Source organism: Tessaracoccus sp. MC1679, assembly GCF_014164775.1.
Classification (GTDB): Bacteria; Actinomycetota; Actinomycetes; order Propionibacteriales; family Propionibacteriaceae; genus Arachnia.
Map to the genome: position 1 here is coordinate 228,793 of NZ_JACJGB010000001.1, position 25,584 is coordinate 254,376.

Sequence of the window (25,584 nt, forward strand, 5' to 3'; positions counted from 1 at the left end):
CCCTTCCAGCCGCTATCGAGGAGAATGACGGAGTGGCACTCCACTCACACAGGCCCACCATTCGCGACGTTGCAGTCGCGTCCGGCGTCGCGATCAAGACCGTCTCCCGCGTGATGAATGGCGAGCCGCATGTGCGTCCCGAGACCACGCAACGGGTGCGCGCCGCCGCCGCCGAGTTGGGCTACGTACTGCACGAGCAGGCCGCCGAACTGCGCCGCCGCGACGGCGGGAGCCGCGCTCTGGGTCTGCTTGTCTCCAGCGTCAGCAACCCGTTCGACAGCCAGGTGCACGGGGCCGTGGAACGGGTTGCCCGGGCCGCCGGGCTGATGGTCATCGCCGCCAGCACGGGCGACGACCCTGACCTCGAGCTCACCGCCCTCACCACGCTCCTGGGCCGGCGCCTCGACGGTCTGATCATCTCCACCATCCGCGAGGAGCACGGGCTCCTGGCGCGGGAGATCGCCAGGGGCTGGCCCGTGGTGTTCGTGGACCGCACCGTCGACGACATCGAGTGCGACACGGTGACCGTGGACAACGTCGGGGGCGTCCGTGCCGCCGTGCGACACCTGCGCGCCCACGGGCATCGGCGCATCGCCTTCCTGGCCAACAAGATGGCCATCCGCACCACCCAGGAGCGGCTTCGAGGCTTCGAGGAGGAGACCCACGGCGATCCCGACTGCCTTCGCATCCCGGACCTGGCCGTCGAGGACGACGTGAGCGCAGCCGTCACGGCACTCCTGACTGGGGAGGACCCACCCACAGCGTTGGTGACCGCCCGCAACGAGATCTCGATCGCCACCATGCGGACGCTCCAGCGCCTCGGGAGACAGCACTCCGTGGCGCTCATCGGTTTCGACGACATCCCGATGGCCGATCTGGTGACGCCTGGGCTCAGCGTCGTGGCTCAGGATCCCGACGCCATCGGCGAGCTGTGCGCGCGCAAGGTCCTCGCCCGGCTCGCGGGTGATGTGTCCCCGCCCCAGCACACGGTCCTTCCCACCACCCTCATTCCGCGAGGCAGCGGGGAGATCAGGGCTGAGCCCGGCGCCGGTCGTTGAGCGTCACAGGCGAGCCATCGGACTCGACTCTCCCCCGTGGCCCGGAATCGTGAACGAGGCCGTCAGCCCGTGGGCGACGGCTCCGGACCGAGGAACGCGTGCAACTCCTCAGCCAGGTCGACCGGCGGCTTCCAGTAGGTGAACTCGGTGAGGGCGCCCGGGTCGACGGCGAAGTTGCCGTCGTGCAGCGGCACCAGCGAGATCGTCGAGCCCCACCCGTCGACCAGGACGAACGCACCGCGGTCGTCGATGCCCATCCCGGGGACCTCCCCGCCCACGTCGGTCTTGAGCGACTCCGCCATGCGCGCCAGCAGATCGTCGGGGACCTCCTGCAGGATCCGGATGTCGCCGAAGTTCCGGGAGCAGACGTAGCCGGCCATCACGTCGTCAGGGGTGGCTGCAACAAGCGTGGTGAGCGGCGGGCACACCTCCGGCGCCTCCGTCGGGGCCGGAAGCCCTGCGCGCTGGTCCTCCCACAGCCTGACGACCGTGGCCAGGAACCCGTCGGCTCCGGCGAGCCGGCGCTCGCCGTCGCTCACCGCCCGGCAGCCGTGCAACTCTCCGCTCAGCCGCTTGGCCCCATCCGCGTAGTCGACGACCACCACGTAGGTCATCCGGTACTCCATGGTGCAAGCGATGTCCTGGGGCAGTGGCTCAAGGGCGTTGAACGCGGCCACCAGCTCGTCCACCCCCTTGGTCAGCGCCTCGGCCGGGCCACCCGTGGACGTGAAGCCCTCATTGGGGTCGCCGCACAGCCACGCGCTCACGGCTCCGTCGGGAAGGTCGCCGTCGAACGGGGTGAGCTGGAAGCGGTCCTGTGCGGCCTCCTCCGAGCTGCCCGGGCACCGGTTCTCACCGGGGCCCACGGGAGGCTCCGACGACGCGGAGGGCAGACCGACCGACGGGGTCGGACCCACCGGCGTCTCTGGGCCCGAAACGGTGGGACTGGCGCTCGGGGTGTCGCCCGGGACCGCGCGGTCGGGACCCCACAGCGCCTGATACCCCAGCGGGATGGCGACGGCGGCGAGAATCAGTCCGCCGACCACGGCACCGGTCACCCACCGCCGCGACCCTCGAGCCTCGGGACCCGGGTGCGCGCCCGCAGCCGCACCGTCGTCGTCCACCATGGAGCACCTCGTTCCTGAACCACCCCACGGCCACCGTGAGGCAGGCTGAGCCCATTGTCCCGCCGGAGCACGACGGGCGGTAGCCCTGGCTGGGCATCTGCCCGGATCCGCCGCGACACTCCCCGTCCGCGGCACCCCGGTGCTGGAATAGTCACAGGGCCTCCGCCCCGCTCTCCCGAAAGGCTCCCATGGACATCCTGTTCGACACCGCCAACCTCGACGACATCGAGCGCCTCACCCCGATCTACCCTGTCACCGGCGTGACGACGAACCCGTCGATCCTCAAGAAGGAGGGCCAGATCGACTTCTACGCCCACCTGAAGCGGATCCGCTCGATCATCGGCCCGAACCGCACGCTTCACGTGCAGGTGCTGGCCAAGGACGCGCAGGAGATGATCGACGAGGCCCACCGCCTGCTGGACAAGATCGACGCCAACGTCTACCCCAAGATCCCCACCACCGAGGCCGGCATCCAGGCCATGCGCACCCTCAAGGAGGAGGGTGTGAGGGTCACGGCGACCGCCATCTATTCCAAGACGCAGGGATTCCTCGCGATCGCGACCGGCGTCGACTATCTGGCGCCCTATTACAACCGCATGCAGAGCCTGGACATCGACACCCGCGGAATGATCAGCACCCTGGCCAGCTTCATCGACCGCTTCGACGCACCGAGCAAGATCATGGCGGCCAGCTTCAAGAACATCTCGCAGGTCTCACACGCTCTGGAGTCGGGCGCGCACGCCGTCACGCTGTCGCCGAAGCTGCTGCGCCAGGCCTTGTCGGCGCCCATGATCGAGGACGCCGTCGACGCCTTCATCTCGGACTGGAAAGAGGTGCACGGGACGACCACGCTCCCCTGAGCGCACCCCGTCATGGTCTGCTGAGGCTCGACGACGCATACCCCCTGGGGTATATACTCCTGTGAAACGAAGGAGTGACCCATGGCCAAGATCATCACAATTGCCACCCCGACCCTCGGCGACCGCAGCTACGTGGTCCACGACGGGAACGTGGCGTTCGTCATCGACCCCCAGCGCGACATCGATCGCGTCACGACGATCCTCGACGACGAGGGCGTGCAGCTGAGTGCAGTCTTCGAGACCCACATCCACAACGACTACGTCACCGGCGGCCTGGCCCTGGCGCGCGAACGCGGCGCGGACTACTACGTCAACGCCGCAGACACGGTGTCGTTTGAGCGCACGCCCATCGTCGACGAGCAGGTGGTGGAGGTGTCACCCACCATGTCGGTCAAGGCGCTGGCCACCCCCGGGCACACGTTCACCCACCTGTCCTACGTCCTCTTCAACCCCACCGCGGACGACGACGACGCCCAGGGTCAGGCGGTCTTCAGCGGGGGATCCCTGCTGTTCGGTGCCACCGGACGCCCGGACCTGCTCGGCGCCGCGCACACCCACGACCTGGTCCGGCACCAGTACCACTCTGCACACCGCCTCGCCACCGAGCTCCCGGACGCCACGGAAATCATGCCCACGCACGGCTTCGGCAGCTTCTGCGCCGCCACGCAGACCAGCGGCACCGAGTCCACGATCGGGCGCGAGAAGCGCACCAACCCGGTGCTGACGCAGGACGAGGCCGAGTGGATCGACGAGATCCTGGCCGGCCTGGACGTCTACCCCGCCTACTACGCGCACATGGCCCCGGCCAACTCGTCCGGTCCCGGCGCGCCCGACCTCGCCGAGCCCACGCAGGCGGACAAGGACGAGATCCGCGCCCGCCTCGAGAAGGGCGAGTGGGTGGTGGACCTGCGCAATCGCACGGCCTACGCCGCCGGCCACGTGCCCGGCAGCTTCAACTTCGGCCTGGACGGCCAGCTCTCCACCTACATCGGCTGGATGATCCCGTGGGGCACCCCGCTGACGCTTCTCGGCGAGTCGAGGGAGCAGGTGGCCGAGGCGCAGCGGGAGCTGGTGCGCATCGGCATCGAGCACATCGCCGCCAGCGCCACCGGCACCCCGGAGGACTGGACCGACGCCCCCGCCACGCTGCAGCAGGCGAACTTCGGCGACCTCAGCCAGGTCCGGCACCACCGTCAGGTGGAGATCCTCGACGTGCGGCGCACCTCCGAATACGACACCGCGCACATCGACGGCGCCGTCAACATCCCGCTCCACGACCTGCTCACGCGCATCAGCGAGGCCCCAGACGGCGAGATCTGGGTGCACTGCCAGAGCGGCTACCGCTCCTCCATCGCTGGCTCGATCCTGGCGGCGAAGGGCCTCAACGTCGTCATCATCGACGACAACTTCGAGAACGCAGAGAAGAACGGCCTGCCGATGGCGAGTGCGCAGTGAGCACGGCCGATGTCGTCGAGTGCACCATCTCGGAGCTGCACGCGGCCTGGAAGCGGGGCGACTTCATCCTCGACGTCCGTGAACCGGATGAGTACGCCGAGGGCCACGTGCCGTCGGCGATCCTGATCCCGCTCGGCGAGGTCGCGTCGCGGGTCAACGAGGTGCCGACGGACCGCCCCATCTATGTGGTCTGCCGCAGCGGCCGCCGGTCGATGACCGGGGCGCGCGCGCTGGCCGACGCCGGGCGTCAGGCGATCTCCGTCAGCGGCGGGACCCTGGGCTGGATCTCCGCGGGTCTCGCCGTCTCGGCGCGCCTCCACGGGGCGGGCTCAGGCAGCCGATGACGTGGTGGATCGCCCCCCTGGCCATTGCCGTGGGCCTCATCATGGGGGCACTCGGGGGCGGCGGGGCGATCATCACCGTCCCGGTGCTGGTGTATCTGGCGGGTCAGCCGCCTGCCGCCGCGATGGCCGGCTCGCTGATCGTGGTCAGCGTCACGGCCAGCGCCGGGATGATCGGGCACTGGCGGGCCGGTCTTGTCCGCCCCTCCGAAGGGGTGGCGTTCGCCGCACTGGGCTCCGCGGGGGCGATCGGCGGATCGCTGATGTCGATGCAGATGCCGGGCAACGTGCTCATGGCCCTGTTCGCGGTGCTGCTGCTCGTCGTCGCGGCTGTGATGGCGAAGAAATTCCTTCGCCCGTCGTCGGCCTCGCCGCGCCACGTGCCGCCCATGATTGAACGCGAACCGCTTCGCGTCAACTGGCGCCAGGTCGGCCTCGCGGCGCTGACCGCGACCGGGGTAGGCCTGCTGACAGGGTTCTTCGGAGTGGGTGGCGGGTTCGCCATCGTCCCCGCACTCGTGCTCGCCCTGGGGTTCACAATGCAGCAGGCGGTGGCCACGTCTCTGCTGGTCATCGTGCTGAACTCGCTGGTGGCGCTCGCCACCAGGCTGACGGTGGCCACCGACATCGACTGGGCGATGATCGGATGGTTCAGCGCGCTGGCCGCCGTCGGCGCCATCCTCGGCGGCAGGGTGGGCCGACGGCTCCCGGCCAGGACCCTGGGCCTCGGTTTCGCGGCGCTGCTCGGCGTGACTTCGCTGGCGATCCTGGCTCAGACGTTGACGGGCTTGATCACCCAATAGTCCTCGATGACGGCGCGGATCTCCGCGATCGTCGCCTCATCGAGGCCCCCGTCGCCGGTGACGGCCACCCAGCCGTCGATCATCACGTCGCCGAACGCGTGCCCGTGCCTGGCGGGGACGTCCACGCTGACAAGCATGTCCAGGAATACCTGGACCGCAGTCACCACCGGGATCCAGCGCATGTGCGGACTCACGTCCGGCGCCCTGCCGCCCTCGGTCAACCACTCCGGGCGCTGCCAGATGAGCTCAGGCCCCAGCCAGGTGATCGGATCAGTTGCGTGCTGGAGGATGGCCACCCGCGGCTCGGACCAGTCCCCCTCCAGCGTGTCGAAGTCTCCGGACTGCGAGGCCCAGCGCACCCGTTGCCCGCCGTCGAGGACCGGCTGCCACGGCGGTGATCCTGCGTCGCGCGCGGCCTGCAGCTCCTGCCACAGGGGCGTGGCGTAGGTGGGCCCGACGAGCAGCGCACCCTGGGTGCGCTCGGTGAGCGCACCCAGGGTGCCGAATGCGTTCATCAGGCCCTGGGCGCCGAGGCTGAGCCCGTAGACCACCAGCTTGGGGCGCTCCTCCTCCGGCAGGGTGAGCCAGTGACCCCGCACCCCGGTGAACAGCGCGGAGGCGGCCTCGACCGTGAGCTCCGGCGCCGTGACCGCGGACACGAAGCTCGGCGTGTAGGCGTACTGGAGGGCCACCGTGGCGGTGTCACCCGAGTGCAGGTACTCGACGGAGTCCACGCCCTGCGGCTCCACCCAGCCTGAGCCGGTCGTGGCGGCGACCACGAGCACCTCGCGCTCGAAGCCGCCGGTGCGCACGAGTTCCCGGACGGCGGTGGCCACCCGGTCCGCGAGCGTTCCGCCGGCCCCGACGCCCACATACACGCGCACGGGCGTCATCGCCGGCTTCCCCGTGAGCGCGCTGATCTCGTCGGCCGTCGGGCCACCGGTGACGAAGTCTCCACCCTGGCGCCCCAGCTCATCGAACGACACCTCCGACCCCGGCCCGCCTGAGCGCTCCGGGGAGTCCGGCGCGACGACACCGCCCGCCGGCTGGCCGTTGATGCCCCGGTATGCGACGTTGAGCAGCCCGAAGAAGCCGATGCCCAGCAGGGCCAGGATCAGGACCGACGCCACGGCGGCCCGGAGGCTCGCCAGCTTGAGGGCGACGGCGGGCGTGCGTCCGCCCTCCACCATCCGACCCAGCGTGCGCCGCCACGCGGAGCGGACCAGGCGGCCGAGTCCGAGGCTCGCCAGGCTGGCAACAGCCAACGCCACCACGAACCCGAGAATGTTGACGTTGTCCTGCGGGGGCAGCTCGACGAGGCGGCGCACCTCGTTCTGCGCGGCGACGCCGCCGATCATGGCAGCGATCAGGACCGCGCCGTACAGGGGCCATCCCACCAGACGCAGCCAATGCAGCCACTCCTGCGGTGGACGCCACCGGGTCAGCCTCGCCCCCAGGACGGCCAGCGCCACGCCGATCAGGTAGCCGACGCCGAACACTATGCCGGAGCCCACACCCTGCAGGACCGCGGGCCTCGGAAGCAGCGACGGCGTGAGCGACAGCGCCAGCAGGACGGCCCCCACCGCGACACCTACCGGGTTCAGGCTGCGCAGAAACTGCTGAAGGTGCTGCTTCATGTGACCCTCCGTGTGCGGTGCGGGTCCAACGCCCCCACCGGGCGTACCGCCGGCACACAGGCTACGGCAGTGTGCCTCGTGGGCACCTCCCCCGATCCGGGGGGACGCGTCCCTAGGATGAGCCCATGGCAGATCCTGCGGCACCCCGGCGTCGGTGGCTGTCGGCCGCAGATGTGGTCGATGTCTTCGTCTACGTGGTGGTCCTCAACCTGGCCGCGGAGTACATGCCCGCTGTGATCTCAGAGACTTTCACGCTCTCGTTGCTCACGGCCGTCATCCTCAAGCTGGTGCTGGAGGTGGTGGTGGCATTGAAGGATCGGGCCAAGGCACGGTTCAAGGCAGCCACGACGCCGGTGGGCCGCATCGTCGCTGGCCTCATGCTCTGGGCGCTGCTCATCAGCAGCAAGTTCGTCGTCCTGGAGCTGATCGCCCTGCTCTTCGGCGACAGCGTGAAGCTCGGCGGCTTCTGGGCCGTCACCGCTCTCATCCTCGCCCTCATGTTCGCCCGCAGCGGGGTACGCCGGCTCCTTGCCACCCCGGATTCCAGCGCCTAACCCACCCCGGCCTGCCGCCCGTCCACCAGAGGCGTACGATTCAACCATGCTTGAATCAAGCCTCATTGAACTGACCCTGCGCGAGGACCGCGCGGTGGCGGTGCTGCAGGCCGTCGCGGACCCCATCCGGTGGCGGGTGCTGTCGCGGCTGTCGTCGTCGACACAATGCGTCTGCGACCTCCAGGCCACGATCGACATCGCCCCCAACCTGCTCAGCTACCACCTCAAGGTGCTGCGCGAGGCCGGCCTGATCGTCGGCACCCGCCGCGGCCGCTGGATCGACTACACGCTGGCCGACGGCGCCGCCGCGCTTGTCCGCTCCGCCCTGCCCGGCGAGTTGAGAGGCTGACCGGTGTCCGCGACACTCACCCCCCGCTCCACCAGAGGCCTGATCGCCGCCCTGGCGGCGGCCGCCGTCGTCTGGGCCGGGCTGTACGCGCTCAACGAGGTCCTCTGGGACGCACTGTTCGAGCGCGCCATGGGGCTGGACCTGGCCCAGCGCATCCCAGGCGCCGTCCACTTCTTCCTGTACGACACCTCCAAGATCCTCCTGCTGCTGGTCGGCATGATCTTCGTGATCGGCCTGGTTCGCACCACGCTGCGCCCCGAGCGGGTGCGCGTGTTCCTGGAGGGGAAGCCGCTGTGGCTCTCGCTCGTGTTGGCCGCCCTGTTCGGGGCCATCACACCGTTCTGCTCCTGCAGCTCCATCCCGCTGTTCATCGGCTTCGTGGGCGCGGGCATCCCGCTGGCAGTCACACTGACGTTCCTCATCGCGTCTCCGCTGGTCAACGAGGTGGCCGTCGTGCTGCTGGCAGACACCTTCGGGATCCCCAACACCATCGCCTACGTGGTCGCGGGGCTGACCGCAGCCGTGACCCTGGGCTTCATCTACAGCCGGCTCAAGCTGGACCACCTCGTCGCGGACTTCGTCTTCAAGACCCCCGTCGCCGTGTTGCACGCCGACGGCCACCGCCCGACACTGCACGAGAGGGTGGAGGCGGCCCTCGAGGAGACCCGCGACATTGTGGGCCGGGTCTGGAAGTGGATCCTCGTCGGCGTCGGAGTGGGCGCGGTCATCCACGGCTGGGTGCCCACCGATTTCTTCGCCACCTACGCCGGCGCGGACAACCCGTTCGCGGTCGTGCTCGCCACGCTGGCCGGCGTGCCCCTGTACGCCAACGCGGCAGGGGTGATCCCCATCGCCGAAGCGCTGTGGACCAAGGGCATGGCGCTTGGCACGGTGATGTCGTTCATGATGGCCACCGTCGCCCTGTCCCTGCCGGAGTTCATCCTGCTCAAGCAGGTGCTCAAGCCCAAGCTCCTGGCGCTGTACTTCGGCAGCGTCGCGATGGCCATCATGGCCATCGGATTCGTCTTCAACCTGTTCGTCTGACCCAAGAGAGAAGGAACCCCCATGCTGATCAAGGTCCTCGGCCCCGGCTGCAAGAACTGCGTCAACCTCGAGAAGAACGTCCGGGAAGCGCTGACCCGGCTCGGCGTCGACGCCGACGTGGAGAAGGTCACCGAATACGCCGACATCATGGCCCACGGCGTGATGTCCACCCCAGGATTGGTGATCGACGGCGACGTCGTCTCCTACGGCCGCGTCCCCACGCCCACCCAGATCGTGGAGCTGATCCAAGCCCGCTAGGAGTGCCCCGATAGGGTCGGGGCATGCGTGGTGAGTACAAGGTCCCGGGCGGCAAGCTGGTCGCGGTCGATGTGGAGAGTGACGACGGCCAGATCACCGAGGCCGCGGTCTCGGGGGACTTCTTCCTGGAGCCCGACGAGGCGCTCGACGACATCAACGGCGCCCTGCTCGGCATGCCGGACACGTCGTCTGTCGCGGATCTCGCCGCCGCCATCGTCGCCCGGCTGGACCCCGCCGCGACACTGATCGGCTTCACCCCCGAGGCAGTGGGCATCGCGGTGCGCCGCGCCCTGGGGCACGCCTCCGACTGGTCGGATCACCTGTTCGACGTCATAGGCCCGGTCTCGATGGATCCGCGGATGCACGTCGCCCTCGACGAGGTGATCGCAGGCAGGCTCGCCCGAGGCGAGGCCAACCCCAGCCTCCGCATCTGGGACTGGGACCAGCCGCTGGTGGTGATCGGATCCTTCCAGTCCTACCGCAACGAGATCGACGACGAGGGCCGGGGGCGCCACGGCATCAACGTGGTGCGCCGGATCACCGGCGGCGGGGCTATGTTCATGGAACCCGGCAACTGCGTGACCTACTCGCTGGTGGTGCCCGCGTCGCTGGTGGAGGGGCTGAGCTTCGAACGTAGCTACGAGTTCCTGGACCAGTGGGTGATGGGCGCTCTGGCCGAGCTCGGCGTCAACGCCCGCTATGTGCCGCTCAACGACATCGCCTCGGACAAGGGCAAGATCGCCGGCGCCGCTCAGCGTCGCGTGACGGGTGGAGTGGTGGTGCACCACGTGACCATGGCCTACGACATTGACGCGGACAAGATGCTCGAGGTGTTGCGCATCGGCCGCGAGAAGCTTTCCGACAAGGGCACGAAGTCCGCGAATAAGAGGGTAGACCCGCTGCGATCGCAGACCCGCCTCCCCCGCGATCAGATCATTGCGTCGTTCCTCGCCCATTTCGAGGGGCGCTACGCCACCCAGCGTCGGGGCTACACCGACGCGGAGCTGGCCGCCGCTCAGCACCTGGTGGAGACGAAGTTCTCCTCCGAGGCGTGGACCAAGCGGATCCCCTGACCTCGCTCCTCTGAGGAGTTGCACGTCGCGAAGCGACCGTGGGACCCACTACCCCGCTCCCTGAGGAGTTCCGCGTCGCGAAGCGACCGTGGGACGTCTCGAAGGGTCGTCACTCAAACCCGCAGCAAGAACCCTTGCCAGGTCACGACACGACCCTTCGAGACGGCACCCGCGCCTACGGCGGTGCGCCTCCTCAGGGATCGAAGGGAAGACACCGCCACCCCCGCTTCAGCGGTGCACCTCCTCAGGGATCGAGTCACCGGACACTTACTCGCCGGGCTGGCGGACCCCGACAGTGAGGATCAGGTTCGCGTACAGCCGCTGGTCCGCGCTCACGATCACGACGGACACGTCCTCGGACTTCGCAACGTCGTAGAAGTCCCACCGCGGGATCTCCACCACCTCGATGCCCGGCAATGCCGCGCGGTACTCGTCGTGCGCCGGGATGGACTCGGGCACCTCTGTGGCGTCCGCGGCGGGGACCATGATCCCCGCCTGCTCGATCGGGATGGTGAGCTTCAGCACCTCGAGGATGTCTGAGACCGTCAGCAGCCCGGGCGCCAGGTTGAGGTAGATCCGCTCCGCCGAGACGGGGGCGCCGGTGGCCGCCGGGTAGTTGCCGTCGGTGATGAGGACCTTGGAGCTGTGGCCGGCGCGACCGAGAGCGCCGAGGAGCTGGGGGTGGGTCATGGGTCCGTAGAGCATTGTTCTCCTTTGATCTGGGCCGACGCGGAGGGCCTCCGGCGGATTGGGTTGTCCTGAGGTTCAACGGCCGAAGGGGTGCACCGGGACGGTGCACGGCTTCCTGCCGCCGTGGTGATCACGTGCTGGAGCGCACCACCAGGGTGGGCGTGATGATGGTGGAGTGGGCCTCGTCACCGTTGAGCAGGAGGCTCAGCGCTGCCACGGCCGCTTCTCCCACCGCCCGAAAGTCCTGACGGACGGTGGTCAGCGGCGGCAGGAACGACTCCGAGCCCAACGCATCGTCGAACCCCACCACCCGGACCTCGCCGGGCACCCTCCGCCCCGCCAACTGGAGTGCGGTCATGGAGCCCAGTGCGAGGTGGTCGTTGGCCGCGAAGATCCCGTCCACGCGCCGATCCAGACCGGTCATCAACGGGCTGGCAGCCGCGGCGTCCCAGGATCCGGCCTGGAGGACCAACGGCTCGAGGGCGGCCGCCGCGCAGCCGGCGAGGTAGCCCTCGTGCCGCAACCGCGCGTCGATCCACTCAGTGGGCCCCTCCACGTGGGCGATCCGCGTGGCGCCCCTCCCGACGAGGTGTTCGACGGCCATCAGCGCTCCGGCCCGGTGATCCACCGCGACCCCGACGGCCAGCGGCGGCAGCTCCTTGACCTGACCCACGTAGACCGTAGGCAGCCGGGTGGCCACCGTGTTGACCCACTCCCCCGGCTCGTAGCGACCGCCGAGGATCACCACACCGTCGGCGCCTACCGGCACGAGTTCGCGCAGCGCGAGCCCGCCGAGCTCGGACCTGACGACGGAGGTGGAGATATGCAGGCCCAGCGCCGCCAGCTGCTGGCAGATCACGACGTAGGTGGTGGCGTGGCCGTGGAGCAGCGGCACCGCGTCGATGATGTGGATGGACCCGGTGCGGCGGGCCGACAGCGAGCGCGCCGCCATGTTGGGCTGGTAGTTGAGCTCCTCGATGGCGGCCAGCACCCGGGCGCGCGTGGCCTCGGCCACCACGTCAACGCCGCGCACCACCCGCGACGCCGTCTGCATCGAGACCCCCGCGGCCTCGGCGATGTCGCGGAGATTCGCCCGCTCGCCCCGCCTACTCATGGCCGCGGCTCGTAGCGCACGGTTCTCGCCGACGCGCCGATCACAGCGTTACGTTCGCCCGGATCCAGCCGGCCCATGATCTCGAGCTGCGCCAGCAGCGAGCCGAGGACGGAGGCCTCAACCGGCCCGGCGATGACCGGCACCCCGATCGCGTCGGCGGTCAGCTGGCAGAGGAGCGCGTTGCGGGAGCCTCCACCGACGAGGTTGAGCTGCTTGGCCGGGCGGCCGGTGAGGGCCGCGAGATCCGCCGCCCCTCGCGCGTAGCGGGCGGCGAACGACTCGAGGACCACCCTCACGACGGCCCCCTCGTCGAGCCGGTCCACGTCAGCGCCCTGGGCGCGCAGCGCGTCGGTCACCCGCCCCACCATGCCTCCGGGCTGCGCGAACTGCGGCTCGTCGGGGTTGATCAGGTAGCCCAGCGGCTCGGCGGCCCTGGCCCGCCCCACCAGTTCCACGATGTCGTGGACGCCGCCGGTGGCCCTCCACTCACGCTGGCACTCCTGCAGGATCCACAGCCCCGTGATGTTGAACAGGGGGCGTAGCCCGTCGTCGGCGCGCGCCTCATTGGTGAGCCCCAACTGGTAGGCCTCACGTGACACGAGCGGCTCGTCGCGGAGCACGCCCAGCACCGACCAGGACCCGCAGGACAGGAAGTAGGACTCGTCGTCCACGTCGCGTTGAAGTGCGTGAACCGCGCAGGCGGTATCGTGCGCGCCGGCGGTGACCACCGTCAGCTGCTCCAGCCCTGCGACGGTGCACGGCCCGACGACGGCGTGCTCTCGGGTTACCTCCCCCACCCAGAGTCGCGGGATGCCGAGCGCGGCGAACACCTCGTCGCTGAACTCGTGGGCCCCCGGGCGGCAGAGACCCGTCGACGACGCGTGCGACCGGGACCAGCCACGGACCCCGGAGAGCAGGAAGGTGAAGTAGTCGGGCAGCAGAAGAATCTGATCCACCCTCGCCGCGACCTCCGGCTCCTCCGCCAGGAAGGCGAACAGCTGGTTGGCGGTGTTGATGGTGGCCGGGGCGATGCCGGTGGCGTCCCAGGCGGCCTGATCACTGAGCTGAGCGCGGAACGCCGCGTGGGTCCGGGCGGTGCGCTCGTCGCGGTAGGCGCGTCCGGGGGTGAGCCGATCGCCCTCGGCATCGAGGGGGACGTAGTCCACGCCCCAGGTGTCGACCGAGACGCTGATCGCGTCGGGGAAGCGGGCGACGGCGTCCCGCAGCCCCTCCACCACCTCGGCCCAGATGAAGTCCAGATCCCAGGACAGGTACCCGCGCTGCATCGAGGCTTCGTGGGCGAACCTCCGCACCTCCACCTCCTCCACCCTGCCGTCGCGGAAGGTGCCGGCGATGACCCGACCCGACGACGAACCGAGGTCCACGGCCAGCGCGGTGACTGGATTCACGGTGGTCCTCCTGGTGGGATCGGGGCGGCGGGGGGTGAAACCCCGCCGCGTCACCAGTATGGGTCGCGGCGGGGTCACTGCCTCAGGCTGGGGGAACCCGAGACGTCAGTTGTAGAGCGGACCGAACTGCGCGCAGGCGCGGTAGTCGGCGCTCTCCAGATCGGCGGAACCGAAGCCCAGCCAGTTCTTCGGGCGGAAGATCCGCTCCCTCGACACGTTGTGCATGTTGACGGGGATGCGGAGCATCGAGGCCATCGTGATGAGCTGGTGGCCGATGTGGCCGTAGCTGATCGCGCCGTGGTTCGAGCCCCAGGCGTTCATCACGTCGTAGACGGAGGTGAAGGCGCCCTCGCCGGTGATGGTGGGCACGAACCAGGTGGTGGGCCAGCCCGGATCGGTCCTCAGCTCGATGGTCTTGGCCACCTCGTCGGGCAGTTCGACGGTGTAGCCCTCGGCCAGCTGCAGGACCGGCCCCAGCCCGTCGACCCAGTTGATCCGGGTCATGGTGACCGGCACGTCTCCCGCTGAGCGGAAGTGGGTGGAGAAGCCGCCGCCGCGGAAGTAGCCGGTGTTGGCCGGGTGGAAGGTCGTGGCCTCGGTCATCGCGGCGATGTCCTCGTCCGTCAGGTCCCACCAGGGCTTGATGCAGGCGTTGCCGTCGGCGTCCTTCGCGGCGAAGGTGCCGTCCAGGGTTGTGGCTCCGGAGTTGCGCAGATCGATGATGCCTTGGGCTGCGCGGCCCTCGGGGCGGTGCCCCGTGACGCGTTCGATGGCATCTGCGCTCCAATAGGTGCGCACGTCGGAGAAGATCTGCGCGCGGTTGGTCAGCAGGTAGTTGAACAGCATCGAGGCGCCGTTGAGGTTGTCGTTCTCCGTGGCCATGACCTGCGGCTGGCGCTTGCCGTTCCAGTCGAACTGGGTGTTGAGGAGGGTCTCCATCAGGTCGCCGTTGGGCAGGTAGTCGGTCCACTGGCGCTGCCCCTGGAAGCCGGAGACGAGCGCGCCGTGACCCAGCGCCTCCTCCCCGAACCCCTTCTCGGCGAGCTTCGGGTTGCCGATCATGAGGTCGCGGCCGATCAGGACGAGCTTGGTGACGTAGGCCCACCACTCCTCGTGGTCCTCGGCGGAGCGCTGCCATTCCTCGGGGTTGAAGTCCTCCCCCTGGACGAGGTTCTCGCGCACCCAGGCGTAGGCCTTCTCGTACTCGGCCTCGTCGTAGATGCCGAGCTTGATGCGGCGCTCGAGCTCCACCATGTCCACGTACTCGTTGCGCATGCCGAGCCAGTAGTTCCAGAACTCCTCCTTGACCACGCAGCCGGCGATGCCCATGGACACGCCGCCGATGGAGAGGAAGGACTTGCCCCTCATGAGCGCGACGGCGAGGCCCGCGCCCGCGTAGTCCAGCAGCCGCTGGCGCACATCGTCGGGAATGGAGTCGTCGTCGGCGTCGCGGACCTCTTCGCCGTAGATGCCGAAGGCGGGGATGCCCAGCTGGGTGTGACCGGCGAGCGCGGCGGCGAGGTAGACGGCCCCCGGGCGCTCCGAGCCGTTGAAGCCCCAGATGGCGTGGGGCATGGTGCGGTCCATGTCGATGGTTTCGGAGCCGTACGCCCAGCACGGCGTGACCGACAGCGTCAGGCCAACGTTCTCGCGCTTGAACTTCTCAGCCGTGGCCTGGGCCTCGGGGACTCGGCCGATCGTCGAGTCGGCGATGACCACCTGGACGGGGGTGCCGTCGGGGTAGCGCAGCTCGGCCTCATACAGTTCCTTGACGCGCAGCGCCATGTTCATGGTCTGGTCTTCGAGGCTCTCACGGACGCCGTTGCGCCGCCCGTCGATGATGGGGCGAATGCCGATCTTGGGGTAGTTGGACACGAAACACACCTTCTTTGATCAATGTCTTGCGGTTCTCATGGGTGCCGGTGCGGTGCGGTGGGCGCAGCTGGCCGGCAGGGGCTGCGCCCGGGGTACGGGATGTGGGGGCGTGGGACGGGGTGGGCCCGAAGGCCCACCCCGTATCTCTCACTCGTAGAGGTTTGCGGCGATGTCGGGATCGTCGATGTTGCTGGCGTCGTACCAGGCGAAGCCGGAGTCGATGATCTTCGGCAGTTCCTGGCCGTCGATGGCGCGGATGGCGGCGACGACGGTCTCGTAGCCCATCTTGACGGGCGACTGGGTGATGGCGCCGGCCTGCTGGCCGTTGCGGATGGCGTCGAGCTGGGCCTTGCCGGAGTCGAAGCCGACCACGGTCAGTTCCTTGCCGGACTCGATGGCGCCCTGGAGCGCGCCGATGGCCGAGGCCTCGTTGGAGCCGTAGATGCCGGTGATGTCCGCGTTGGCCTGGATGAGCGCCTTGGCGGTGTTGGCGGCGAGGCCGACCTCACCCGCGTACTGGGGGTCAAGGACCTTGATGTCGGGCGCGTTGGCGGCCATGTACTCCTGGAAGCCCTCGCAGCGCTGCTTGCCGGTGGCCGAGGTCTGGTCGTGGCAGACCATGCCGACGGTGCCGGTGCCGCCCAGCAACTCCACCATGTTCTTGGCAGCCTCAGCGGCGGCGGCCTTGTTGTCGGTGGAGACGGTGGTCAGCGGGATGTCGGAGTCCACGCCGGAGTCGAAGGCGATGATCGGGATGTTCGCGGCCTGGATCTCGGCCAGGACGGGGCCTGCTGCGCCGGAGTCGAGGGCGGCGAAGCCGATGGCGGCGGGCGCGGACTGCAGGGCGGTGCGGAGCTGGTCGAGCTGCTGCGTGACGGCCTGCTCGTTCTCCGGGCCGACGAACTCGACCTTGTAGTTGTATTCCTTGCCGGCCTCCTCCGCGCCCTGCTTGACGGCCTGCCAGAAGCGGTGCTGGAAGCCCTTGGAGACGAGGTAGATGGTCTGGGTGCCGTCGCCCATGGGGACGTCACCCTCGGCGGGAGCCGAGGACTCGGCGGGAGCCGACGACTCGGCGGGAGCCGAGCTGCTCTCTGCCGGGGCCGGCGCGGAGGAGGTGGTGGTGGACGAGGTGGAGCAGGCGGTGAGGCCCAGGACAAGCACTGACGACACTGCCAGTGCGGAGCGCAGCATGCGCATGGCGGTTTCCTTTCGGTTTCTGGGAGGACCGCCCTCCCGTGACGTGGATGAAGTTGTGGGTGGATCTAGACGGCGGAGGCGCGCTGACGGCGCAGAATGTCCGCGTAGACGGCGAGGAGGACGACGACGCCGGTCACGACGAGCTGCCACTGCTGGGCGACGCCCATCATCTGGAGGCCGACGGTCAGCGTCATCATGAGCAGGGCGCCCATCATGGTGCCGACGATGTTGGCGCGGCCACCGGAGAGCGAGGTGCCGCCGATGACCACGGCCGCGATGACCTGGAGCTCCATGCCCAGACCCTCAGCGGGCTGGACGAAGCCGAAGCGGCCGGAGTAGAGGATGGCGCCGAAGGCGGTGAACACGCCGGCGGTGACATAGACGAGCGCCTTCCAGAACTTCACGTTGATGCCCGACAGCCGGGTGGCCTCCTCGTTGGAGCCGATCGCCAGGGCGTAGCGCCCGAGCAGGGTCTTCCCGAGGATGACGGCGGCGATGATGCCCATGAAGACGAAGATGAGCGCCGCGTTGGACAGGAAGGGGATGATCCGCCCGTTGGAGATCAGCGAATAGTCCGGGTTGGCGATCTTGATGCTGGAGGCGTTGGAGATGATCAGAGACAACCCTCGGGTGACCATCATCATCGCGAGCGTGGCGATGAACGGCGGGATGTGGAGATACGCGATGAGGAGGCCGTTGACCAGGCCCATCGCCGCGCCCACCACGATGGTGAGGAGCAGGCCGATGCCCAGGGGGAGGTTCATGAACTCCGCGGACATGAACACGCCCGCCATGACGGCGGTGAACGTCATGCCGGTGCCCACCGACAGGTCGATGCCGCCGGTGGCGATCACGAACGTCGCCCCGAGCGCCATCGTGCCGATGGCGGCGGCTTGGAGCAGGATGTTGGGGATGACGACGCCGGCGTTGAAGTTGGGCGCGAAGATCATGAAGAAGACGAACACCACGATCAGCGCGGCGAAGACGAACACCTGCTGCAGCGACGATTTGAGGAACTGCTGCACCCGGGATGGTTCGGCTGGTGCTGCCTTGGTGGCGGTGTCAGTGCTCACGCTGCGTGTCCTTTCAACTGAGCCATGCCGACGGTGGCGAGCTCCATGATGTTCTCCTGGGAGGCGTCCTCGTTGTCGAGGAAGCCGGTGATGTGCCCGTGTGCCATGACGGCGATGCGGTGCGACACGCGCAGCACCTCCGGCAGCTCGGACGAGATGACGATGATCGCCTTGCCCTGCCCGGACAGTTGCTCGATGAGGTTGTAGATCTCCTCCTTGGCGCCGACGTCGATGCCGCGGGTGGGCTCGTCGAAGATCAGCACGTCGCAGTTGCGCACGAGCCATTTCGCGATGACCACCTTCTGCTGGTTGCCGCCCGAGAGCTTTCCCAGCAGCTGATTCACGTTGGGGGTCTTGACGCGCAGCTTCTGCGAGTACTCGGTGCCGACAGTCTTGATCTTGCCGTCGAGGATGAAGCCGCCGATGTGGAAGTCCTTCATGGCCGCCATGGCAGTGTTGGCCTTGACGTCCTGATCCAGCAGGACCCCGAACTGCTTCCGGTCCTCGGAGAGGTAGCCGATGCCGGCGCGGACGGCGTCTGCCGCGGTGCGGATGTTCACCTTCTGGCCGTGCACGAAGATGTCTCCGCTGGTGCGTGGGTCCGCGCCGAAGACGGCACGAGCCACCTCGGTGCGCCCGGCGCCCATCAGCCCTGCGAATCCGAGCACCTCACCCTTGCGGACCTCGAAGCCCACGTCCCGGACAAGTTTCTTGCTGTTGAGGCCTGCGACCTTGAGGACCACCTCGTCGGAGACCGGCTTGGTGCGGGGTCGGGCGTCGCCCGAGACCTCGCGGCCCACCATCATCGAGATGATCTCGCGGATCTCGACCTCCTTGGTGACGACGGTGCCGATGTACTGGCCGTCACGCAGCACGGAGACTCGATCGGTGATCTCCTCGATCTCCGGCATACGGTGGGAGATGTAGATCAGGCCGGTCTCCGGCGTGATGAAGTCGCGGATCATGCCGAAGAGCGCGTCGGTTTCGGCGAGCGTGAGGGCCGCCGTCGGCTCGTCCATGACCAGGATCCGCGAATCGTAGGACAGGGCGCGCGCGATCTCGACCATCTGCTGGCGCGCGACGGAGAGGTCGCGGACATAGGTCTTGGGATTGAGGTTCATGCCGAGCCTGTCGATCAGCTCTGCGGCCTCACGGTTGAGCTTGGCGTCGTCGATGTAGCCGCCCTTGTGGCTGCCGGGGCGGCCGAGGAACAGGTTCTGGGCGACGGTGAGGTCAGGAACCATGTTGAGTTCCTGATGGATGATGCTGAGGCCAAGGTCACGGGCATGGTTGGTGTTGCGTACCTCCACCCGCTTGCCCTGCAGCCAGATTTCCGCCCCGGGATCCGGGGTATAGATGCCGGTGAGGATCTTCATCAGCGTGGACTTGCCGGCGCCGTTCTCGCCGCACAGGCCGAGCACCTCGCCCGCGTTGAGATCCAGGTGGACGTTGCTCAGCGCTTTCACGCCCGGGAACGTCTTCGAGACGTTCTTCAGCTCTAGAAGTTTGGTCACACGTACTCCTTCGTACCTGCCGGATCGGTTGGGCTCTCGCGCCCAGCCCGACGGATGCTAACGCTATCATTCCGCGATCCGAGGTGCCACCGTCGTTACCGAACTGTGACGAACGTATACCCGTAGGGGTATAGACTGTGCGCATGAAGCTACGCATGCCCCTCCTCGCCCTCCTCGTCGCCGTCGCCGCCCTGCTCGGGCTCAGCGGATGCTCCGACGCCGGCGCCGACACCGCACGCACGGCAATCACCGACGGCGCCACGGTCATCGATGTGCGCACCCCCTCCGAGTACGCGGCCGGCAACATCGAAGGCGCGCTCAACATCGACGTCCAGGCCGCGGACTTCGCCGACCGCGTCGGAGAGCTCCCCAAGGACGACACCTACGTCGTGTACTGCCGCTCCGGCAACCGGTCCGCGGCCGCGATCGACATCATGGAGGACCTGGGCTTCACCAGCCTCATCGACGGCGGCGCCTACACCTCCCTGAAGTAGCCCCAGACCGAAAACGGCGTGTGGCCGGCCCCCGAAGGGACCGGCCACACGCCGTTCGAACCGTGGTTCAGCTCACTTGGCGCCCATGGTGGTGCCGGCGGAGCGGAGGTTCTCGCACGCCTCCACGATGCGGGCGGCCATGCCGGCCTCGGCCAGCTTGCCCCACGCGCGCGGGTCGTAGTGCTTCTTGTTGCCCACCTCGCCGTCGACCTTGAGGACGCCGTCGTAGTTGCTGAACATGTGACCGACGACGGGACGGGTGTACGCGTACTGCGTGTCCGTGTCCACGTTCATCTTGATGACGCCGAAGTCAACCGCGTCGGAGATCTCCTGTGCGGTGGAGCCGGAACCGCCGTGGAAGACCAGGTCGAACGGCTTGTCCTTGCCGTACTTGGCGCCGACGGCGTCCTGGATCTCCTTGAGCACCTCGGGACGCAGCTTGACCGCGCCCGGCTTGTACACACCGTGCACGTTGCCGAAGGTGAGGGCCGTCATGTAGCGACCCTTCTCGCCCAGGCCGAGCACCTCGATGGTGCGCATGCCGTCTTCGATGGTGGTGTAGAGCTTGTCGTTGATTTCGGCGGAGACGCCGTCCTCTTCGCCACCGACGACACCGACCTCGATCTCGAGGATGATGTTGGCGGCCTTGGTGAGGGCGAGCAGCTCGTCAGCGATCTGCAGGTTCTCCTCCATCGGCACGGCCGAGCCGTCCCACATGTGGGACTGGAACAGGGGGAGCTGTCCGTTCTTCACGCGCTCGGCCGAGATGGCCAGCAGCGGACGGACGAACGAGTCCAGCTTGTCCTTGGGGCAGTGGTCGGTGTGCAGCGCGATCTGGATGGGGTAGTTCTTCGCCACCTCCTGCGCGTACGCCGCGAGCGCAGCGGCGCCGGTGACCTTGTCCTTGATGGTGGACCCGGAGGCGTACTCGGCGCCGCCGGTCGAAACCTGGATGATGCCGTCAGAGCCAGCCTCCGCGAACCCCTGGATGGCCGCGGTCACCGTCGACGATGAGGTGATGTTGATAGCCGGGTAGGCGAACTTGTTCGCCTTGGCCCGATCGAGCATTTCGGCGTAGATCTCGGGAGTAGCAATGGGCATGGATGCCTCTTTTCTGAGTGAGACTTCGGGTCGCCCCAACCTTATCGCCTCAGGGTCCCGGGAGGGAGGGCGGGGTCAGCACTCAGGAGCGCTCAGCTCAGAGCACCCTGTCGAGCGCTGAGACGTCCAATCCGACGCGGCCGAGCGAGTAGGCCCGGGCAGCCGAGTCGATCACCGCCGGGCTGGCGTCGACGAAGCTTGCGGGCACCTTGGCCACCGCGACACCGTCGGCCTCCAGTACGACGGACGGCCCGGCACCGGAGAGTCCCCCGGTGAGCTTGAGGGCCGTGACGCGATCCCACGGGACTGGCGGCGCAGGCGGGGTGACGAACTCGACACCGTCGGGATCGAGGTAGAACGCGACTCCGTCCTGGATGCGGCCAAGGTCACGCTTGGCGCGCTGCAGGCCGAACACCGAGACCACGATCCAGAAAGCCGACGAGCCCACCCAGATCGCCACCATGGCGATGGTCCACTCCTGCGGCCAGTCGCGTCCGATGGTGAGGATGATGACGGCCAGGATGGCCAGCGAGATGACGGTGGAGATGATCCGCCAGCGGAGCGCACCGCGCTTCTGTGTCACGCGGGCCGCCGTCGGAAGGGGGGTCAGGCCCGCCGCGAAACGCTCTGGCTGCATGGTCGCCACAATAGCCCGCGGGTCAGCGAGGGCCGGCGTGCTGGAGGCTCCAGTGGTACATCGCGATGGCCGCGGCGGCGCCGGCGTTCATCGAGCGGGTCGATCCCCGCTGCGTGATCGCGACGAGGCGCTCGCACCCCGCGACCATCGCCTCGGTCAGGCCCGGGCCCTCGGAGCCGAAGACCAGGCAGCAGCGCTCTGGGAGCTGTGCGGTCTCGAGCGGCACCGACCCTGGAAGATTGTCGACCCCGATCGGGGTCACGCCCTGCTCGGCGAGGTGAGCCAACAGCGACGCCTCGTCCTCGTGGTGGACAACGTGCAGGTAGCGGTCGGTCACCATCGCTCCCCTGCGGTTCCACCGTCGCCTACCCACGATGTGCACCGCCGCGACATTGAAGGCGTTGGCTGTGCGGACGATCGAGCCGATGTTGAAGTCGTGCTCCCAGTTCTGGATTGCCACGTGCAGGGGCACCCGCGTCCGGTCGAGGTCCGCGACGATCGCCTCCATCCGCCAGTAGCGGTACCGGTCGATCACGTTGCGGCGGTCGCCCTCAGCGAGGAGCTCGGGATCCAGGCGCTCGTCGTCGGGCCAGGGCTGGGGGTGCGGGCCGACGCCGACGGTGGGCGCCGTCGGGTCGTGGGGCTCGGCGTCGGTCACGGAGCGAAGCTTGTCCCACTCCGCCCTGAGAGGCAAGCGCCGGGGACGCACCAGCGCCCCGGCCGACCGGCCGGGGCGCTGTGTGGGTGGATCAGGCGGCCTGCTGGATCGCGGAGATCTCAACCTCGATGGCGACCTTGTCCGAGACCAGGAAGCCGCCGGTCTCGAGGGCGGCGTTCCAGGTGAGACCGAAGTCAGAGCGCAGGATGTCGGTGGAGCCCTCGAAGCCCACGCGGACGTTGCCGAAGGGGTCCTTGGCGGCGCCCTGGTACTCCAGCGGGAGGGTGATGGGACGGGTGGTGTCCTTGATGGTGAGGTCGCCGGTCACCTCGACGACGTCGCCCTTGATGGCGAAGTCGGTGCCCTTGAAGGTCCAGGTGGGGTGGTTCTCGACGTCGAAGAAGTCGGCGGAGCGGATGTGACCGTCGCGGTCGGCGTTGCGGGTGGTGATCGACGCAGCGTCGATGGTGACGTCCAGCTTGGTGTTGGCGGGGTTGGCGGCGTCGACAACTGCCGCACCCTCGAACTGCTCGAAGGAGCCGCGGACCTTGGTGACCATCGCATGGCGGGTCACGAAGGAGAAGGTGCTGTGGGAGGGATCGAGAACGTAGGTGCCGTTGAGTTCGTTGAGGGCCATGAGATGTTCCTTTCGTGGGCTGTTGGTACAACCTTAAACGACTGTTGTTGAAATGTCAACCAGTTCAGAGTTTCATCACACCCGAGTCCATTTCGACGCCGCCGCGGGCGCTTCGCGCCGCGGCGGGCTCAACCAGCGAGGATCCTTCCCCTGGGCATGCGCGAGGCCCGCCCCCACGCATGGGAGCGGGCCTCGGCGCGCAGGTCAGCTGGAGAACGGGGGACGGTAGCCGCCCTCGCCCTGCGTGGGATTCTGCGACGGCGGGGGCACCGCCGGCTGGGCCGGGGGCTGATCCTGGGCGCGCTGCGGCGGCTGGTAGGGCTGAGCCACGTCGTCGTACCTGGGCGCCTGGATCTGCTGCTGCGGCTCAGGTGAGGCGGTGGGACGCTGCGAGATCTCCCCGAAGTTCACGTCGGGGGCCTGGCGCACGATCGGGTCGTTGACCTCGAAGTAGGTGGCCTTCTCGAACTTCGCGAAGCCGGCGATGATGTTGCTCGGGACCGACTCGATGCGCGTGTTGTAATCACGCACGTTGGCGTTGTAGAAGCGGCGCGAGGCGGCGATCCGGTCCTCGGTATCGGTCAGTTCGCGCTGCAGCTCGAGGAAGTTGGTGTTGGACTTCAGATCCGGGTAGGCCTCGACCGAGACCAGCAGGTTGTGCACGGCCTGCGTCAGCTCGGACTCGACGGCGGCGCGCTGTTCGCTCGGCTGCCCGTGGCTCTGCTGGGAGAGGGATCGGGCGGTGTTGCGCAGGGCGGTGATCTGCTCGAGCGTGTTGCGCTCGTGCGCGGCGTAGCCGCGGACGGTCTCGACCAGGTTGGGGATCAGCTCGTAGCGGCGGTTGAGCTCAACATCGATCTGGCGCCACGACTCCTGGATCAGGTTGCGGCTCCGGACGAAGCCGTTGTAGGCGCTCACGCCCCAGCCCACCACGGCGAGAGCGACGACGACCAGGACGATGAGGATGATCAGGATGATGTCCACGGGGGTCTCCTTCTAACAGTCGACTTCACGGTAGCGCAGCCGAGGATTCACCCGCAGCAACACCACCGGCCCACTACTGCTGGTGGTGGGCGTCCAGGAACTGGTAGACCTCGGTGTCATCGACGCCGGGGAAGGTGCCGGGCGGCAGCGCCGCCAACAGGTGGGCGTGGGTGCGGGCGCTCGGCCAGGAGTGCCCCGACCACCTCGTCGCCAGATCCTCGGGGGCACGCCTACAGCAGGAGGGGTCCGGGCACGTGGACACTGAGTGTTCCCTCGTGTCGCGGCCGCGGAACCACTTCGAGTCCCGGTACCGCACCCCGATCCCCGTGGAGAAGAGACCCGAGCCGGTCCGTTCGACCCGCGCGGTGCACCAGAAGGTGCCCGTGGGCGTGTCGGTGTACTGGTTGAAGGCGTTGAACTTGTCCGCGACATCGAACACCTCGCGAGAGGTCCAGTACCTGCAGGCGGGCTGACCCTCGATGGCGCCGAGATTGTCGCGGGGGAACGCCACTCCGTCGTTCTCGTAGGCCTTGTAGATGATTCCCGACTCGTGGACTCGCTGGAAGTGCACTGGGATCCCGAGGTGCTTCGTCGCCAGGTTGGTGAACCGGTGCGCGGCCGCCTCGTAGCTGACGGCGAAGGAATCCCGCAGGTCTTCGAGCGCCAGCTCCCGTCGCGCCTTCGCCTTCTGGAGGAACTCGACGGCGGGTCCCTCCGGGAGCAGGAGGGCCGCGGCGAAGTAGTTGGTCTCGATGCGTTGACGGAGGAAATCGCCGTAGTTGGCCGGCGGCGCGTGGTCCAGGATGTGATGGCCGAGCGCCTGCAGGAGGACCGATCGGGGGTCGTACTCCCTGGACCAGGCCGCGGCCAGGTAGATGCGTTTGTTCTTCAGGTCCATCACCGAGCGCGTGGAATGCGGCAGGTCCCCCACGTGGTGCAGCGTGAAGCCGAGGTGCGTCGTGATCTCACCGATGAGGTGCTGGGAGAGGGGGCCGGAGACATAGCCGCACCGCTTCAGCAGGGCGGCGGCCTGAGCCTCGATGGCACCGAAGTAGTTGTCGCGCCCCCGCATCTCGTCGCGGAGCTGCGCGTTCGCCCGCCGCGCCTCCTCAGGCGTGGCCATCCGTTCCGCGGCGTCGTGGGCGAGCTCCCGGTGCAGGGCGACGAGCGCCTCGAGCACATCGATTGGCATCCGGGGCGAGATCCGCACCATGGGCAGCCCCTTGGCCCGGGCCAGCGGGGACCGCATCAGGCGCTCCAGCTCGATCTCGAGCTGCGCCCGGCGGCTGGGCACGGGTGCGGTCAGGTCATCCAGGGTCGCCCCGTAGACCCGGGCCAGCGTCTGGAGCTGCGAAAGGCGGGCCTCGCGCTTGCCGTTCTCCATGAGCGAGAGCTGGGAGGCGGCCAGCCCGGACTCCCCCGAGACCTGCGCCAGGGTGAGGCCGCGCTCCTTGCGGAGGTGGCGGAGCCGTCGTCCCAGTGAAAACGGGTCGAAAGGCCCCTCCTGGTCCTGGGTGCGCACGGGTCCATCGTCGTCGACTGGCATGAAATTGATGCTAACGGAATTTCTGCGTTTCTTCACCAGGAATTTCTGACCAAATGCTGGCAGAGCCGCCCAGGATGGTGACATCGCACCGCCCGA

Annotated in this window: 26 protein-coding genes; 11 read left to right on the forward strand and 15 right to left on the reverse strand. The window is 68.3% G+C overall.

Going from position 1 to position 25,584, the window contains the following annotated elements; all coding sequences use genetic code 11:
* Positions 1-32: 32 nt before the first annotated feature.
* The gene (locus H5398_RS01090) at positions 33-1,058 is read left to right on the forward strand and encodes a LacI family DNA-binding transcriptional regulator (RefSeq protein WP_220489037.1); all 1,026 of its coding nucleotides are present in this window, start codon (positions 33-35) and stop codon (positions 1,056-1,058) included.
* Positions 1,059-1,120: 62 nt separating this feature from the next.
* On the opposite strand, the gene H5398_RS01095 is transcribed toward H5398_RS01090, so the two are convergent.
* A complete protein-coding gene (locus H5398_RS01095; protein ID WP_182798679.1) occupies positions 1,121-2,185 on the reverse strand; it encodes a hypothetical protein in 1,065 nt (354 codons plus the stop codon).
* A gap of 188 nt (positions 2,186-2,373) precedes the next feature.
* Between H5398_RS01095 and H5398_RS01100 the strand changes: the two genes are divergently transcribed.
* The 4 genes from H5398_RS01100 to H5398_RS01115 all read left to right on the forward strand — a co-directional run bounded on the left by H5398_RS01100 (position 2,374) and on the right by H5398_RS01115 (position 5,644).
* On the forward strand, positions 2,374-3,045 hold the full coding sequence (locus H5398_RS01100) for a fructose-6-phosphate aldolase (RefSeq protein WP_182798680.1): 672 nt from the start codon (positions 2,374-2,376) through the stop codon (positions 3,043-3,045).
* A gap of 81 nt (positions 3,046-3,126) precedes the next feature.
* On the forward strand, positions 3,127-4,500 hold the full coding sequence (locus H5398_RS01105; protein WP_182798681.1) for an MBL fold metallo-hydrolase: 1,374 nt from the start codon (positions 3,127-3,129) through the stop codon (positions 4,498-4,500).
* On the forward strand, positions 4,497-4,844 hold the full coding sequence (locus tag H5398_RS01110; protein ID WP_220489038.1) for a rhodanese-like domain-containing protein: 348 nt from the start codon (positions 4,497-4,499) through the stop codon (positions 4,842-4,844). Before H5398_RS01105 ends, H5398_RS01110 begins: the two co-directional genes overlap by 4 nt.
* Entirely contained in the window at positions 4,841-5,644 is an 804-nt protein-coding gene (locus tag H5398_RS01115; protein ID WP_182798682.1) for a sulfite exporter TauE/SafE family protein, read from the forward strand. Before H5398_RS01110 ends, H5398_RS01115 begins: the two co-directional genes overlap by 4 nt.
* Here the strand turns inward: H5398_RS01115 and H5398_RS01120 are convergent.
* Complete coding sequence (locus tag H5398_RS01120; protein ID WP_182798683.1) at positions 5,614-7,281, reverse strand: alpha/beta-hydrolase family protein; 1,668 nt, start codon at positions 7,279-7,281, stop codon at positions 5,614-5,616. The genes H5398_RS01115 and H5398_RS01120 overlap by 31 nt on opposite strands.
* A 125-nt stretch (positions 7,282-7,406) precedes the next feature.
* Here H5398_RS01120 and H5398_RS01125 point away from each other — a divergent pair, with 125 nt between their 5' ends.
* From H5398_RS01125 to H5398_RS01145, 5 genes are read left to right on the forward strand one after another with little or no spacing between them, the layout of a single operon-like run.
* Complete coding sequence (locus H5398_RS01125; RefSeq protein WP_182798684.1) at positions 7,407-7,835, forward strand: hypothetical protein; 429 nt, start codon at positions 7,407-7,409, stop codon at positions 7,833-7,835.
* 46 nt (positions 7,836-7,881) lie between these two features.
* Entirely contained in the window at positions 7,882-8,184 is a 303-nt protein-coding gene (locus tag H5398_RS01130; protein WP_182781656.1) for a helix-turn-helix transcriptional regulator, read from the forward strand.
* 3 nt (positions 8,185-8,187) lie between these two features.
* The gene (locus H5398_RS01135; protein ID WP_220489039.1) at positions 8,188-9,228 is read left to right on the forward strand and encodes a permease; all 1,041 of its coding nucleotides are present in this window, start codon (positions 8,188-8,190) and stop codon (positions 9,226-9,228) included.
* 21 nt (positions 9,229-9,249) lie between these two features.
* Positions 9,250-9,486: a thioredoxin family protein gene (locus H5398_RS01140; RefSeq protein WP_182798685.1), complete on the forward strand. Its 237-nt coding sequence runs from the start codon at positions 9,250-9,252 to the stop codon at positions 9,484-9,486.
* Positions 9,487-9,509: 23 nt separating this feature from the next.
* Positions 9,510-10,559 (forward strand): biotin/lipoate A/B protein ligase family protein, encoded by a 1,050-nt coding sequence (locus tag H5398_RS01145; protein ID WP_182781653.1) that lies wholly within the window; start codon positions 9,510-9,512, stop codon positions 10,557-10,559.
* A gap of 267 nt (positions 10,560-10,826) precedes the next feature.
* Here H5398_RS01145 and H5398_RS01150 read toward each other — a convergent pair whose 3' ends face one another.
* The 7 genes from H5398_RS01150 to H5398_RS01180 form a co-directional block, all read right to left on the reverse strand.
* On the reverse strand, positions 10,827-11,264 hold the full coding sequence (locus H5398_RS01150) for an RbsD/FucU family protein (RefSeq protein WP_182781652.1): 438 nt from the start codon (positions 11,262-11,264) through the stop codon (positions 10,827-10,829).
* Positions 11,265-11,379: 115 nt separating this feature from the next.
* Positions 11,380-12,363 carry a LacI family DNA-binding transcriptional regulator gene (locus H5398_RS01155; protein WP_182798686.1) on the reverse strand — a complete coding sequence of 328 codons (984 nt, stop codon included), beginning with the start codon at positions 12,361-12,363 and terminating at the stop codon, positions 11,380-11,382.
* On the reverse strand, positions 12,360-13,772 hold the full coding sequence (locus tag H5398_RS01160) for an FGGY-family carbohydrate kinase (RefSeq protein ID WP_182798687.1): 1,413 nt from the start codon (positions 13,770-13,772) through the stop codon (positions 12,360-12,362). The genes H5398_RS01155 and H5398_RS01160 overlap by 4 nt, the downstream gene beginning before the upstream one ends.
* A gap of 105 nt (positions 13,773-13,877) precedes the next feature.
* Positions 13,878-15,647: an L-fucose isomerase gene (locus tag H5398_RS01165; protein WP_182798688.1), complete on the reverse strand. Its 1,770-nt coding sequence runs from the start codon at positions 15,645-15,647 to the stop codon at positions 13,878-13,880.
* A gap of 147 nt (positions 15,648-15,794) precedes the next feature.
* Entirely contained in the window at positions 15,795-16,844 is a 1,050-nt protein-coding gene (locus tag H5398_RS01170) for an ABC transporter substrate-binding protein (RefSeq protein WP_182798689.1), read from the reverse strand.
* A gap of 65 nt (positions 16,845-16,909) precedes the next feature.
* Positions 16,910-17,917: an ABC transporter permease gene (locus H5398_RS01175; protein WP_370585674.1), complete on the reverse strand. Its 1,008-nt coding sequence runs from the start codon at positions 17,915-17,917 to the stop codon at positions 16,910-16,912.
* A complete protein-coding gene (locus tag H5398_RS01180) occupies positions 17,914-19,431 on the reverse strand; it encodes a sugar ABC transporter ATP-binding protein (protein ID WP_182798690.1) in 1,518 nt (505 codons plus the stop codon). Before H5398_RS01180 ends, H5398_RS01175 begins: the two co-directional genes overlap by 4 nt.
* Before the next feature lie 143 nt (positions 19,432-19,574).
* Between H5398_RS01180 and H5398_RS01185 the strand changes: the two genes are divergently transcribed.
* Entirely contained in the window at positions 19,575-19,925 is a 351-nt protein-coding gene (locus tag H5398_RS01185; protein ID WP_182781646.1) for a rhodanese-like domain-containing protein, read from the forward strand.
* Between the two features lie 72 nt (positions 19,926-19,997).
* Here the strand turns inward: H5398_RS01185 and fbaA are convergent, their stop codons facing one another.
* The 6 genes from fbaA to H5398_RS01215 all read right to left on the reverse strand — a co-directional run bounded on the left by fbaA (position 19,998) and on the right by H5398_RS01215 (position 25,488).
* Positions 19,998-21,026 (reverse strand): class II fructose-bisphosphate aldolase, encoded by a 1,029-nt coding sequence (fbaA, locus tag H5398_RS01190; protein ID WP_182781645.1) that lies wholly within the window; start codon positions 21,024-21,026, stop codon positions 19,998-20,000.
* 97 nt (positions 21,027-21,123) lie between these two features.
* On the reverse strand, positions 21,124-21,663 hold the full coding sequence (locus tag H5398_RS01195; protein ID WP_182798691.1) for a hypothetical protein: 540 nt from the start codon (positions 21,661-21,663) through the stop codon (positions 21,124-21,126).
* A gap of 22 nt (positions 21,664-21,685) precedes the next feature.
* Positions 21,686-22,321 carry a TrmH family RNA methyltransferase gene (locus tag H5398_RS01200; protein ID WP_182798692.1) on the reverse strand — a complete coding sequence of 212 codons (636 nt, stop codon included), beginning with the start codon at positions 22,319-22,321 and terminating at the stop codon, positions 21,686-21,688.
* A 91-nt stretch (positions 22,322-22,412) separates the two neighbouring features.
* On the reverse strand, positions 22,413-22,958 hold the full coding sequence (locus tag H5398_RS01205; RefSeq protein ID WP_182781642.1) for a YceI family protein: 546 nt from the start codon (positions 22,956-22,958) through the stop codon (positions 22,413-22,415).
* A 204-nt stretch (positions 22,959-23,162) separates the two neighbouring features.
* Entirely contained in the window at positions 23,163-23,942 is a 780-nt protein-coding gene (locus tag H5398_RS01210; protein WP_182781641.1) for a LemA family protein, read from the reverse strand.
* 73 nt (positions 23,943-24,015) lie between these two features.
* Positions 24,016-25,488: a helix-turn-helix transcriptional regulator gene (locus H5398_RS01215; protein ID WP_182798693.1), complete on the reverse strand. Its 1,473-nt coding sequence runs from the start codon at positions 25,486-25,488 to the stop codon at positions 24,016-24,018.
* Positions 25,489-25,584: the final 96 nt, after the last annotated feature.

What these genes read in the sequence shown, in the direction of transcription:
- H5398_RS01105 (WP_182798681.1), top strand. Translation starts at nt 3,127, where the DNA reads ATGGCCAAGATCATCACAATTGCCACCCCGACCCTCGGCGACCGCAGC.
- H5398_RS01155 (WP_182798686.1), bottom strand. Translation starts at nt 12,363, where the DNA reads ATGAGTAGGCGGGGCGAGCGGGCGAATCTCCGCGACATCGCCGAGGCC.
- H5398_RS01095 (WP_182798679.1), bottom strand. Translation starts at nt 2,185, where the DNA reads ATGGTGGACGACGACGGTGCGGCTGCGGGCGCGCACCCGGGTCCCGAG.
- H5398_RS01125 (WP_182798684.1), top strand. Translation starts at nt 7,407, where the DNA reads ATGGCAGATCCTGCGGCACCCCGGCGTCGGTGGCTGTCGGCCGCAGAT.
- H5398_RS01130 (WP_182781656.1), top strand. Translation starts at nt 7,882, where the DNA reads ATGCTTGAATCAAGCCTCATTGAACTGACCCTGCGCGAGGACCGCGCG.
- H5398_RS01145 (WP_182781653.1), top strand. Translation starts at nt 9,510, where the DNA reads ATGCGTGGTGAGTACAAGGTCCCGGGCGGCAAGCTGGTCGCGGTCGAT.
- H5398_RS01100 (WP_182798680.1), top strand. Translation starts at nt 2,374, where the DNA reads ATGGACATCCTGTTCGACACCGCCAACCTCGACGACATCGAGCGCCTC.
- H5398_RS01205 (WP_182781642.1), bottom strand. Translation starts at nt 22,958, where the DNA reads ATGGCCCTCAACGAACTCAACGGCACCTACGTTCTCGATCCCTCCCAC.
- H5398_RS01215 (WP_182798693.1), bottom strand. Translation starts at nt 25,488, where the DNA reads ATGCCAGTCGACGACGATGGACCCGTGCGCACCCAGGACCAGGAGGGG.
- H5398_RS01185 (WP_182781646.1), top strand. Translation starts at nt 19,575, where the DNA reads ATGAAGCTACGCATGCCCCTCCTCGCCCTCCTCGTCGCCGTCGCCGCC.
- H5398_RS01170 (WP_182798689.1), bottom strand. Translation starts at nt 16,844, where the DNA reads ATGCGCATGCTGCGCTCCGCACTGGCAGTGTCGTCAGTGCTTGTCCTG.
- H5398_RS01115 (WP_182798682.1), top strand. Translation starts at nt 4,841, where the DNA reads ATGACGTGGTGGATCGCCCCCCTGGCCATTGCCGTGGGCCTCATCATG.
- fbaA (WP_182781645.1), bottom strand. Translation starts at nt 21,026, where the DNA reads ATGCCCATTGCTACTCCCGAGATCTACGCCGAAATGCTCGATCGGGCC.
- H5398_RS01140 (WP_182798685.1), top strand. Translation starts at nt 9,250, where the DNA reads ATGCTGATCAAGGTCCTCGGCCCCGGCTGCAAGAACTGCGTCAACCTC.
- H5398_RS01120 (WP_182798683.1), bottom strand. Translation starts at nt 7,281, where the DNA reads ATGAAGCAGCACCTTCAGCAGTTTCTGCGCAGCCTGAACCCGGTAGGT.
- H5398_RS01150 (WP_182781652.1), bottom strand. Translation starts at nt 11,264, where the DNA reads ATGCTCTACGGACCCATGACCCACCCCCAGCTCCTCGGCGCTCTCGGT.
- H5398_RS01195 (WP_182798691.1), bottom strand. Translation starts at nt 21,663, where the DNA reads ATGCAGCCAGAGCGTTTCGCGGCGGGCCTGACCCCCCTTCCGACGGCG.